Origin of the sequence: Nonomuraea sp. B12E4, from assembly GCF_039871825.1 — a bacterium.
Taxonomy (GTDB): domain Bacteria; phylum Actinomycetota; class Actinomycetes; order Streptosporangiales; family Streptosporangiaceae; genus Nonomuraea.
Window position 1 is genome coordinate 1 of the sequence record NZ_JBDPME010000011.1, and the last position, 11272, is coordinate 11272.

The window sequence follows — 11272 nt, forward strand, 5'->3', positions numbered from 1 at the left end:
GTGAGCACGGATGGTCGCACATCCGCTTCTATCGAGGGCTCCATGCTCTTGTCAGGCGATCGACGACACCTCCACATCCATGGTCATCCGATCGCTATCACCCGGTTTGCCTGCTGAGAAAACTTCAGTGGTAGTGGTAATGGTAGTGATAGCGGTAGCGGTAGCGGCGGCGAGGAGGGCGAAGAGCGATTGTGGGTCCGGCGAACATGGCCTTCTCCTCTCCCGATTCGCATTTCGCACGCGGCGAATGCGGTTACCCATCCATCTTTGGCATCCGCACCGGAGCGCGTCCAGATAGGCCGGCCTGAACTGGACGATCTGATGCGTGTTCCCATTCTTGGATGTGACCGGGCGCTTGCGATCGAGCCAATCCATGGGTTGTCGGATTGACTCCGGAATGCTGATGCATCAGAGCCAGTTGAATTGGCGCGTTATATCTCGAGGTCGGGGGCCGGGAGCCGGACCGTGACGCGCAACCCGCCCTCGGCCGGCGCGACCGCGCCGACCTGGCCACCATGCGCGCCCACGATGGCCCGCACGATCGACAACCCCAGCCCCGCTCCCTGGTACGAGCGCACCCGGTCCCCGTGGGCCCGGCGGAACGGTTCGAACAGGTCGTCCACCTCGTACGGCGGCACGACGGGCCCGGTGTTGCGCACCGTGACCATCGCGTCCCCCCGCTCCCGGCAAAGGCCGATCCAGACCTGCCCGTCGCGCACGTTGTGCTTGACGGCGTTCTCCAGCAGGTTGAACACACACCGCTCCAGGAACAGCGGGTCCCCCTGGACGAGCACCGGGCGCAGGTCCTGGTGCAGCGTTACGGGCCGCTTGCGCGTCTGGAGGTCGAGCTGATCCAGCACGGTGCGCACGATCTGCTCCAGGTCCACCGTTCTGCGCACGGTCAGCTCCTGCTCCGACTGGGCCAGCAGCAGCAGGCCCTCGATGAGCCGTTCGTAGCGGGCGTTGGTGCCGAGCAGCGCCCTGGCCAGCGCCTTGAGGTCCTCCGAGGCCGCCGGCTCCTCCAGCGACACCTCCAGCACCGTGCGGTTGACGGCCAGTGGGGTGCGCAGCTCGTGGGAGGCGTTGGCGATGAAGCGCCGCTGTGTGTCGAACACCCGGTGGAGCCGGTCCAGCATCGCGTCGAAGGTGTCGGCCAGGCGCCCCACCTCGTCGGGCGGTCCGAGCAGGCCGATGCGCTCGTGCAGGGTGCTCTCCGACAGGCGCTGCGCCGTCTCGGTGACCCGGTCCAGCGGCCGTAGCGCCCGGTCGGCCACCACGTAGCCGAGCAGCAGCGCGATGATCCCGACCAGGATCATCACGACCATGGAGAAGCGAACCATCTCGCTGAGCACGCTGCCCGCGCGGTGCTCGACCTCGGCCTGGAACACAGCGGTCCCGGGGATCTTCGGCGGCATGCTCTCCGTCTCCGGCGCCACCACCTCGCTTCCGCTGATCCTGGAGCCGACGACGAACTGCTGGTTCATCGCCCGCGCGGTGATCAGGTAGGTGAGCCAGAGCAGGATCGAGCCCGCCACGAAGAACAGGCCGCCGTACAGCAGCGTGAGCCGCAGCCGCAATCGCCGGCTGTTCCACCAGAGGCGGGCGGCACCCAGCCGTGCGGTCACAGCCGGTACCCCTTGCCCGGCACGTTCTGGATCGCCGGCGGCTCGCCGAGTTTCTTGCGCAGCGACGTGATCGTGACCCGCAGCGCGCCCGTACCGGCGTCGGCGTGCTCGTCCCACACGCTCCTGCGCAACTCGGCGGAGGTGACCAGCGCGCCGCCGGCGCCGAGCAGCTCGCGCAGCAGGTCGAACTCCTTGCGGTTCAGCGGCACCGGCCGCCCGTCCCTGGTGACCGTGCGGCGGTCCGGGTCGAGCGTGATCCCGGCCCGTTCGAGCAGCGGCGTCGAGGAGCGGGGGGAACGGCGGGCCAGCGCCCTGACCCGGGCCACCAGCTCGGCGAACGCGAACGGCTTGACCAGGTAGTCGTCCGCCCCCAGCGACAGCCCGTCGATCTTGTCGCGGATCTGGCCCGCCGCGGTCAGCATGAGCACCCGGCCGCCGCCGCGCTCGCGCAACCACCGGCACACCTCGTCGCCGTGCACCTCCGGCAGGTCACGGTCGAGCACCACCACGTCGTAGTCGACGTACCCGGCCAACTCCAGGGCGTCCTGCCCGTCGTAGGCCACGTCCACGGCCATCGCGTTGAGCCTGAGCCCGCGCGCGACCGCGTCCGCCAGCCCTTCCTCGTCCTCGACCACGAGCACGCGCATGATCGGCCCCCTTTCCCTCCGGCCACGAGCGTGCCGGATCCCGTGTTAGGGGCGAGTAAGGGCTTATCCGGTTTTAGCACCCCATGGGCTGGAGTAGGGCGCGCCACGGGCGAACGACCCGGGCGTCAAGGAGCGAAAGCCATGAACCTACGGCTGTTGCCGGTCGCCGTCCCCCTCACGCTGGCGCTGGCAGCGTGCGGCTGGCAGGGCACGGGGGGCACGGACGATGGCGTGGTCAGCGCGGGCGGCACCTCGTCCGCCCGGTCGGCCGCCTCCCCGTCGGCCTCGCTGGACCCGCGGGAGGCGCAGTTGAGGTTCGCGCAGTGCATGCGCGAGCACGGCATCGACGTGCCCGACCCGCAGAACGGACAGCTACGGGTGGAGGTGCCCAGGGGAGTGGGCCGCGACAAGCTCGACAAGGCCAACAAGGCGTGCGAGCCCATTCTGGCCTCCGTCGTACGCGACCACACGCCCAGCGGGCAGGACTTCGACCAGATGGTGAAGTTCGCCCGATGCATGCGGCAGCACGGCGTCGACATGCCCGACCCCAAGCCGGGCGAGGGGATGCGCTTCGAGGTCAGGAACGGCTCGGAGGCGAAGATCGAGGCCGCGCACAAGGCGTGCGAGCAGTACGCGCCCGGCGGTGGCAAGACGACCACCGGGGGAAAGCCGTGAGGAAGGGCCTGCTGCTGGGTGGCGGCACCGTCCTGGCGGTCACCGTCACGTGGACGGCGGTGGCCGTCATGAACGACGGCGGCACCGGCCCCGCCACACCCGCCAAGCCCCCGGTGCCCGCCACCGCGGACGTCACACGGCAGGACCTGGTGGAGACGAAGACGGTGGACGGTTCGCTCACGTACGCGGGGGAGCGGCAGCTCGTCTCGGGCGCCGCGGGCACCGTCACGTGGGTCGCCGCCCAGGGCGCGGTGATCCGCCGCGGCCGCCCGCTGCTCAGGGTGGACCGCCGGCCGCTGGTGCTGATGTACGGGAAGCTGCCGCTGTACCGGACGCTGCGGCTCGGAGTGCCGGACGGGCCGGACGTGGAGCAGTTGGAGCGCAACCTCAAGGCGCTCGGCCACGGCGACCACCTGACCGTGGACGACCATTTCAGCTATGCCACCGCCCAAGCGGTCAAGGACTGGCAGGACGACCAGAAGCTCGAGGAGACCGGGGAAGTGGACGCCGCCCAGGTGGCCTTCCTGCCCGCCGCCGCACGCGTGACGCGGGCCCAGGCCAAGATCGGCGCCAGGACCGCACCGGGGCAGCAGGCGCTCACGGTGAGCGGCATCCGCCGCCTGGTGCACGTGGACCTCGACACCGGCGACCAGTCGCTGGCCCGCACGGGCGCCAAGGTCACTGTGACGCTGCCCGGTGGCGAGCGAGCCACCGGCCGGATCACCTCGGTGGGCACGGTCGCCGAGTCGTCGGGGCAACAGCAGGACTCCGGCACCACGATCGACGTGGACATCACGCTGGCCAAGGCGCCCAAGACGAACCTGGATCAGGCGCCGGTCGAGGTCGAGATGGCCGGCGCCCGGCACGCGGACGTGCTGGCGGTCCCCGTGGAGGCGCTGCTGGCGCTACGCGAGGGCGGGTTCGGGGTCGAGGTGGTGGAGGGCTCGGCGAGCCGGATCGTGCCGGTGGAGACGGGAGCGTTCGCGGGCGGGCTCGTCGAGATCAAGGGCGATGGGCTGGCCGAGGACACGAAGGTCGGGGTGCCGGTCCAGTGACCATCGTGGAGCTACGCGGGGTGACCAAGACCTATCCAGGGGACGTGCAGGCCCTGCGCGGCGTGGACCTGACGATCGGCCACGGTGACCTGCTGGCCATCGTCGGGCCGTCCGGGTCCGGCAAGTCGACCATGCTGCACATGATCGGCACGCTCGACCGCCCGACCACCGGCACCGTGCGTGTCGCCGGGCACGACGTGGCGACGCTGTCCGACCGGGAGCTGTCCGCGTTGCGCTCGCGCGCTCTGGGGTTCGTCTTTCAGCAGTTCCACCTGGCGCCCGGGGTCAGCGCGCTGGACAACGTGGCCGACGGGCTGCTGTACACCGGCACCGGCCGCCGCGCCCGCCGTGAGCGGGCCGCCGCCGCGCTGGAACGGGTCGGGCTCGGGCACCGGATGCGGCACAAGCCGTCCGAACTGTCAGGCGGGGAGCAGCAGCGGGTGGCGGTGGCCAGGGCGGTGGCGGGGGACCCGCCGCTGCTGCTGGCCGACGAGCCGACGGGCAACCTGGACTCGCACGCCGGGGCCGACGTACTGGCCGTGCTGGCGGACCTGTATGAATCGGGCACCACCGTCGCCGTCATCACCCACGACGCCGAGATCGCCGGGTGGTGTGCCCGGCAGGTGCGCCTGCGGGACGGGCTGATCGCCGACGGGCACGACGACGACCACCTGAGCCCTGTGGAGCTCTTGAAGGGAGCCCGGCATTGAACGGCCACCCCCACCCCGGACTCTCGACGGGAGCGCTCCGATGACCCGCGGTCGACGTGCCGGGGAGCGACTGTCTCCCGGCCGGCTCAGTCCCGGGGACGTGCTCCGGGTGGGCGCGGCCGGGCTGCGGGCCCGACCCACCAGGGTGATCCTTTCGGCGCTCGGCATCGCCATCGGCATCGCGACGATGATCGCCGTGATCGGGATCTCGTCCTCCTCGCGCGAGCAACTCCTGCGCCAACTCGACCGGCTCGGCACCGACCTGCTGACCGTCGCCCCCGGCCAGACGATGTTCGGGGAGCAGGCCAAGCTGCCCACGAGGGCGCTGGCGATGGTGCAGCGGATCCGCCCGGTACGCACGGCCGCCGCCACGGGCGCCATCGAGGCCACCATCCGGCGCAACAACCACGTCCCCGACTCCGTCACGGGCGGCATCGCGGTCCAGGCCGCCAGCACCGAACTGCTGGCCACGCTGGAGGGCGCGGTCGTCAAGGGCACCTGGCTGAACGCGGCCACCGCCCGGCAGCCGGCCGTCGTGCTCGGCTCGACGGCGGCCGAACGGCTCGGCCTGGCCAGGACCGGCGTCCAGGTGTGGATGGGGGGCCGCTGGTTCACGGTGGTCGGGATCCTCGGGCCGATGCCGCTGGCGCCGGAGATCGAACGTTCTGCCCTGGTCGGGTTCCCGGCGGCGGAGGAACTGCTCGGCTTCGACGGCTTCCCCACGACCATCTACGAACGGTCGCCGGAAGAGGCGGTGGAGTCGGTACGGGAGGTACTGCCGCGTACGGTCAATCCGCAGAACCCGGAGGAGGTCACGGTGAGCAGACCCTCCGACGCGCTGGAGGCCAAGGCCGCCGCCGCGGGCGCCTTCACCAACCTGCTGCTGGGCCTGGGCGCGGTCGCCCTGCTCGTGGGCGGGGTCGGGGTGGCCAACACGATGGTCATCTCGGTGCTGGAACGCCGGAAGGAGATCGGCCTGCGCCGGTCGCTCGGAGCCACGCGGGGGCAGGTGCGCCTGCAGTTCCTGGCGGAGTCGCTGCTGCTGTCGGCGCTCGGCGGGCTGGTGGGGGCGGTGCTGGGCGCAACGGCGACGACGGCGTACGCGCTGTCGCGGGGCTGGCCGCCGGTGGTGCCGCTGTGGGCCCTGGGCGGGGCCGTCGCCGCGACCCTGCTGATCGGTACGATCGCCGGTATCTATCCGGCCATGCGAGCCGCCCGGCTCTCTCCCACGGTCGCTCTCGCCGCCACCTGACCTGGGCCGTCGTCACGCTCGTACCAGCAATATGTCGCCCCTGGTCAGCCGACGGCAGTCGGACGGGCCCGGATGTCACCCGTTCCGACGCCGGCCTGATTCCGCCGAAGCCGGGGCGGTGCCAGGGTTGTGCCTGGCCCGCGAATGATCGCGCGGCGGCGTCAGCCAGAGGTCAGCCGGGCGTCATCAGCCCTGGCTAGTTTCCACCCAAGGGATTGGAGGCACCATGAGCACGACCGTGGACACGCGCTTCGCGAGGATCAAGGACATCGTCTGCGAGCACCTGGAGGTCGCTCCCGGGACGATGACCGACACCAGTCTTTTCATCGAGGACCACGACGCCGACTCGCTTGGGCTCATTGACGTCGTGGCAGCCATAGAGAAGGAGTTCGACATCCTCATCGACCAGTCCGACCTGGCGCGGATGGTCAACCTCACCACCGTTTACCAGGTCGTTTCCGAATCGGACGGCTGGTAGCGGGGAATGCGCGACGACAGGGCGGCCCGGCGAGTCGTTCTCACCGGGCTCGGCATCTTCTCGAGTATCGGAACGGGCGCCGAGCAGCTCGTGGCGAGCCTGCGCGCGGGGCACAGCAACGTCAAACCCATCACCGCCTTCGACACCACAGGTTTCGCCCACTCCAACGGGTGCGCGGTGGAGGGTTTCGAGCCGGAGAACTGGATTCGCACCGTGCCGGTCGACGAGCTCGGCAGGGCGTCCCAGTTCTCCGTCGCCGCGGCACGGATGGCGGTCGAGGACGCCGGCCTGGCCGAGGACGACCTGCGTGGCCGCCGGTGCCTGATCTCCATCGGCACGACGGACGGCGAGTCGCACGACCTCGACCGCCTGACCGCGATGGACGTGGCGGGCGGCCCGCACGCCATGGACCCGGCGATCGCCCGCCGCGTGCCCGCCGCGCGGCTCTCCAACGCCATCGCGCGCGAGCTCGGCCTGTCGGACGTCGAGGCGGCGACGATGGCGACGGCCTGTTCGGCGGGCAACTACGCCATCGGCAACGGCTACGACGCCCTCCGGGTCGGCGACGCCGACATCGCGCTGTGCGGCGGCGCCGACGCGCTGTGCAGGAAGAACTTCACCGGTTTCTACCGGCTGGGAACCATCGCCCCCGACCGCTGCCGCCCCTTCGACAAGGACCGGCAGGGCATTCTCACCGGCGAGGGCGCCGCCGTACTCGTCCTGGAGACCCTGCAGTCCGCGCTGGCCAGAGGCGCGCGCATCTACGCCGAGGTGCTCGGTTACGGGCTCAACTGCGACGCCTACCACCCCGTCGCGCCCAACCAGGAGAGCGTGGCCGCGTGCATGGAGCTCGCGCTGCACGACGCCGGAGTCAAGCCGTACGAGGTGGACCTGATCTCCGCGCACGGCACCGGCACCAAGGCCAACGACGTCACCGAGAGCCGGGCCGTCAGGCAGATCTACGGATCGCAGGCCCCGCCCACGATCTCGCTGAAGTCGATGCTCGGCCACACGATGGGCGCCGCCAGCGCCCTGGCCGCCAGCGCCTGCGCCCTGGCGATCACGCACGGCTTCATCCCGCCCACCATCAACCATGTCGAGACCGACCCCGAGTGCGAGATCGACTGCGTGCCCAACACCTCGGTCGAGGCCGGCCTGCGCGTGGTGCAGAACAATGGGCTGGCCTTCGGCGGCAACAACGCGGTGGTGGTTCTCGCCAGATACCCGATGGAGGCGACCACATGAGCGTCACAGCGGTAGAGGCAGGCACGCCGGTCATCACCGGATGGTCGGCGGTCTCGCCGTTCGGCGTCGGCAGGGCCGCCTTCGTCGAGGGCATGTTGTCGGGGCGGAGGACCGACACGCCCGCCGGTGAGTGGGACGGGGCGGGCGAGCGCGCCTGCCTGGTTCCCGGCTTCGACGCGCGCGAGACGCTCGGCGCGAAGGGCACGAGGGCCATGGACCGCGTCACCGGGCTGGCCGTGACGACGGTCGGCGAACTGCTGGAGGAGTACGGCGGCACGCGAACCCCCGAGCCCGATCCCGAGACCGCGCTGGTGCTCGGCACCACCACCGGCAGCGCCCAGAGCATGATGTCGTTCACCCGCGCCTCGCTGACCGGGGCCAAACCGTTCCACGTCGAGCCCGCGGTGATCCCCAATTCCGTGATGAACTGCGCGGCGGGCCGCTGCGCCATCTGGTACAAGCTCAAGGGACCCAACGCGACGATCGCCGGCGGCCGGGCGGCCGGGCTGTTCTCGCTGGTCTACACGCGGCGCCTGCTGCTGACCGGCCGCGCCCGCCGGGTCCTGTGCGGCGCGGTGGAGGAATACTCCAGGGCGCGCTCGTGGCTGGAGTTCCACAGCCGCGGCCGGGAGCACAGCGTGCTGTCGGAGGGCTGCGCCGTCTTCCAGGTCGAGCCGGCCGGGCAGGTCGGCGGGACGCCGCTCGCCGCGGTGCTCGCGGTGGACACGCGGGTGAGCGCGGACGGCGACCCGGCCGGCGCGATGCGCGCCTGCGTGAACCGGGTGCTGTCACGCGGCGGCGTCGAGCCGTCGGCGCTGTGGGCGGCCTGCCCGTCCAACCCGGGTGGCGCCGCGGGTGCCGCCGAGCGCGAGGTGCTCACCACGATGTTCGGCCGCGCGGCACTGGAGCGGATCCCGCGTACGGCCATGGCGGGGGACCCCGGCGCGGCCTCGGTGCCGTTCCAGCTCGCCTCCGCGCTCGCCCTGGCCCAGCGCGACCCCGCGCCCCACGACCGGCCGGTGCTGGTCACCGCGGCCGACCCCGACGGCGCCGTGGCGGCGGCGCTCGTCCTGCTGCTCGCGGACGGTGCGCGATGAGCGTGGCGCTGGTCAGCGGCGGCTCGCGCGGCATCGGCAAGGCCATCGTGCTCCGCCTGGCCGGCGAGGGCTTCGACGTGGCCTTCTGCTACCGCTCCGACGAGCGGTCGGCGCTCGAACTGGCCGAGATCGCGGCCAAGGCGGGGGGACGGGTGGTCGCCACGAAGGTCGACGTCACCGACGCCACGTCGGTGCGTGCCTGGGTCGGCGGGGTCGAGCGCGAGCTCGGCCCCGTCGACGTGGCGGTCACCTCCGCGGGCATCACCGCGGACGCCCCGCTGGCGTTGATGGCCGACGAGAGCTGGCACCGGGTGCTCGACACCAACCTCAGCGGCGTCTACCACGTGTGCAGGTCGGTGGTCGTCGGCATGATGAAGCGCCGCTCCGGCAGCGTCGTGACGCTCTCCTCGGTCTCCGGCGTGTACGGCAACGCGGCCCAGACCAACTACTCGGCCAGCAAGGCCGGCATCATCGGCTTCACCCGCGCGCTGGCCAAAGAGGCCGGCCGTTACGGGGTCAGGGCCAACGTCGTCGCGCCCGGCCTGATCGAGACCGGCATGACCCAGGCGCTCAAGGAACCCGCCAGGAAGAAGGCACTGGCCGCGATCCCGCTGGGCCGCTTCGGCACGCCGGAGGAGGTGGCCGGCCTGGTCTCCTACCTGGCGTCCCCGCAGGCCTCCTACGTCACGGGCAGTGTTCTCGAGATCCATGGCGGCTTAGCCATCTGAAGGGTGTGAGCCCCGTGAGCAACGAATGGGACACGGTGGTCGTCGGGTCCGGTGTCGGGGGGCTGGTCTGCGCCTGCTATCTCGCCGCCGCGGGCCTGCGCGTCCTCGTACTGGAACAGCACGACGTGGCCGGCGGCAACGCGCACGTCTTCCGCAGACGGCGGGCCTACGAGTTCGACGTCGGCGTGCACTACCTCGGCGACTGCGGGGACGACGGCATCCTGCCGGCGATCCTGGGCGGCCTCGGGCTGCGTGACCGGGTGCGTTTCCTGGAGATGGACCGGGATGGTTTCGACCGGATCGTCCTGCCCAGCGTCACGCTCGACGTGCCGAAGGGCTGGGCGCGCTACCGGGAGCGGCTGGCGGCCGCGCTGCCCGGCGAAGCGGCGGGCATCGCCGCGTTCACCGGCATCGCCGAGTCGGTCGCGGACCTCGTACGGCGGAATCTGCTCGACCCCCTCAGCCCGGCCGAGCTGATCAGGCGCCGGGCGGACGACGTGCGCTGGAGCCGCAGGACGCTCACCCAGCTCTTCGACCACTGCGGTCTGTCGGACCGCGCGCGGACGCTGGTGGCCGCGCAGTCGGGCAACTACGGCTCGGCGCCCTCCCGCACGAGCGTGGCCACCCACGCCGCGATGCTGGACCACTACATGCGCGGCGCCTACTACCCGCAGGGCGGCGGCCAGGCGCTGGTCGCCGCCCTGGTGGAGGCGCTGGAGGCGCACGGAGGGGAGCTGCGCACGCGCTGCCGCGTGGCGCGCGTCCCGACCTCCGGCGGCCGGGCCCGCGGCGTGCTGCTCGACGACGGGCGGCTCATCTCCGCCCCGCTGGTCGTCTCCAACGCCGACTACCTGCGCACGGTGCTCGAACTGTGCGACGCCTTCCCCGAACGGGCCGTCGAGCGCGCCCGCGCGGCGACGATGCGGCTGCCGATGGCGGTCCTGTACGTCGGGCTCAACGCCGAGCTGCCCCCGCTGCCCAACGCCAACGTGTGGGCGTGGCCGCGGGAGGACATCGAGCGGCTCTATCAGGAGCTGTACGCCGGCCGGTTCGACACGGTGCCGTTCGCGTTCCTCTCCTTCGCCTCGGGCAAGGAGCCCGTGCCGTCCGCCTGCCCTCCCGGCCACGGCAACTTCCAGGTCATGACGCTGTGCCCGCCGCGGTACGCGGGCTGGGGGACGACCGCGGGGGAGCGCTACCGGCGCAACGCCGCCTACCTCATGGCGAAGCGGCGGCTGACCGAGCAGCTCATCGCCATGGCGGAGCGTCTCATCGGGCCGTTCCAGCGGGACATCGCCCATCTCGAGCTCGCCACCCCGCTCACGCACGAGCGCTACGTCCTGTCGTCCGGCGGGTCGCCGTACGGGCTGGAGCGCTGGGGCACCCTGACCGCCCGGCCGGACGTGCGCAGCGACGTCGAGGGCCTCTACCTGGCCGGGCAGAACACCAAGTACGGCGGCGGCATCGCGGGCGCGGCGCTGAGCGGCATCGCCTGCGCCGGCCAGATCCTGGGCAGGCCCGGCCTGCTCGGTGAGGTGCACGGCGGCGTCACGCTCGCCGACCCCGCCAGGCTGCCCCATCGGGAGCCCGGCTGGGACGCCCTCCAGGTCTCCCGCGGCCGGGCCCGCCGGGACGCGCGCGGCCTGGCACGCATCGGCTGACCCGAACACGACGAAAAGGGAGGCGGGGTGACCCGCCTCCCTTTCCGCGTGGAGGGCCGCTCCGGGCGGCCCTCCACGGGGGAGGCACGGCGAAGGGCC

At 71.9% G+C, this 11272-nt stretch carries 11 protein-coding genes; 9 read left to right on the top strand and 2 right to left on the bottom strand.

Annotated elements, in window-relative coordinates; translation table 11 throughout:
* Positions 1 to 431 precede the first annotated feature (431 nt).
* Positions 432 to 1625, bottom strand: coding sequence for an ATP-binding protein (locus ABGB18_RS24485; RefSeq protein WP_347697911.1), 1194 nt, complete (start codon positions 1623 to 1625; stop codon positions 432 to 434).
* Positions 1622 to 2272 carry a response regulator transcription factor gene (locus ABGB18_RS24490; protein ID WP_347697912.1) on the bottom strand — a complete coding sequence of 217 codons (651 nt, stop codon included), beginning with the start codon at positions 2270 to 2272 and terminating at the stop codon, positions 1622 to 1624. Before ABGB18_RS24490 ends, ABGB18_RS24485 begins: the two co-directional genes overlap by 4 nt.
* Positions 2273 to 2413: 141 nt before the next feature.
* Here ABGB18_RS24490 and ABGB18_RS24495 point away from each other — a divergent pair, with 141 nt between their 5' ends.
* The 9 genes from ABGB18_RS24495 (at position 2414) to ABGB18_RS24535 (ending at position 11173) form a co-directional block, all read left to right on the top strand.
* Positions 2414 to 2947: a hypothetical protein gene (locus ABGB18_RS24495; RefSeq protein ID WP_347697913.1), complete on the top strand. Its 534-nt coding sequence runs from the start codon at positions 2414 to 2416 to the stop codon at positions 2945 to 2947.
* Complete coding sequence (locus ABGB18_RS24500) at positions 2944 to 4002, top strand: peptidoglycan-binding protein (RefSeq protein ID WP_347697914.1); 1059 nt, start codon at positions 2944 to 2946, stop codon at positions 4000 to 4002. Before ABGB18_RS24495 ends, ABGB18_RS24500 begins: the two co-directional genes overlap by 4 nt.
* Positions 3999 to 4712 (top strand): ABC transporter ATP-binding protein, encoded by a 714-nt coding sequence (locus ABGB18_RS24505; protein ID WP_347697915.1) that lies wholly within the window; start codon positions 3999 to 4001, stop codon positions 4710 to 4712. The genes ABGB18_RS24500 and ABGB18_RS24505 overlap by 4 nt, the downstream gene beginning before the upstream one ends.
* Before the next feature lie 40 nt (positions 4713 to 4752).
* The gene (locus tag ABGB18_RS24510) at positions 4753 to 5964 is read left to right on the top strand and encodes an ABC transporter permease (protein WP_347697916.1); all 1212 of its coding nucleotides are present in this window, start codon (positions 4753 to 4755) and stop codon (positions 5962 to 5964) included.
* Between the two features lie 226 nt (positions 5965 to 6190).
* The gene (locus ABGB18_RS24515; RefSeq protein ID WP_347697917.1) at positions 6191 to 6442 is read left to right on the top strand and encodes an acyl carrier protein; all 252 of its coding nucleotides are present in this window, start codon (positions 6191 to 6193) and stop codon (positions 6440 to 6442) included.
* Between the two features lie 6 nt (positions 6443 to 6448).
* A complete protein-coding gene (locus ABGB18_RS24520) occupies positions 6449 to 7687 on the top strand; it encodes a beta-ketoacyl-[acyl-carrier-protein] synthase family protein (protein ID WP_347697918.1) in 1239 nt (412 codons plus the stop codon).
* A complete protein-coding gene (locus ABGB18_RS24525) occupies positions 7684 to 8784 on the top strand; it encodes a beta-ketoacyl synthase N-terminal-like domain-containing protein (RefSeq protein ID WP_347697919.1) in 1101 nt (366 codons plus the stop codon). The genes ABGB18_RS24520 and ABGB18_RS24525 overlap by 4 nt, the downstream gene beginning before the upstream one ends.
* Entirely contained in the window at positions 8781 to 9512 is a 732-nt protein-coding gene (gene fabG / locus ABGB18_RS24530) for a 3-oxoacyl-ACP reductase FabG (RefSeq protein WP_347697920.1), read from the top strand. Before ABGB18_RS24525 ends, fabG begins: the two co-directional genes overlap by 4 nt.
* Positions 9513 to 9526: 14 nt before the next feature.
* On the top strand, positions 9527 to 11173 hold the full coding sequence (locus ABGB18_RS24535; RefSeq protein WP_347697921.1) for an NAD(P)/FAD-dependent oxidoreductase: 1647 nt from the start codon (positions 9527 to 9529) through the stop codon (positions 11171 to 11173).
* Positions 11174 to 11272 lie beyond the last annotated feature (99 nt).

Bases quoted from the DNA above. Each gene is read 5' to 3' on its own strand.
- ABGB18_RS24490 (WP_347697912.1), bottom strand. From the start codon at position 2,272: ATGCGCGTGCTCGTGGTCGAGGACGAGGAAGGGCTGGCGGACGCGGTC.
- ABGB18_RS24495 (WP_347697913.1), top strand. From the start codon at position 2,414: ATGAACCTACGGCTGTTGCCGGTCGCCGTCCCCCTCACGCTGGCGCTG.
- ABGB18_RS24510 (WP_347697916.1), top strand. From the start codon at position 4,753: ATGACCCGCGGTCGACGTGCCGGGGAGCGACTGTCTCCCGGCCGGCTC.
- ABGB18_RS24515 (WP_347697917.1), top strand. From the start codon at position 6,191: ATGAGCACGACCGTGGACACGCGCTTCGCGAGGATCAAGGACATCGTC.
- ABGB18_RS24520 (WP_347697918.1), top strand. From the start codon at position 6,449: ATGCGCGACGACAGGGCGGCCCGGCGAGTCGTTCTCACCGGGCTCGGC.
- ABGB18_RS24525 (WP_347697919.1), top strand. From the start codon at position 7,684: ATGAGCGTCACAGCGGTAGAGGCAGGCACGCCGGTCATCACCGGATGG.
- fabG (WP_347697920.1), top strand. From the start codon at position 8,781: ATGAGCGTGGCGCTGGTCAGCGGCGGCTCGCGCGGCATCGGCAAGGCC.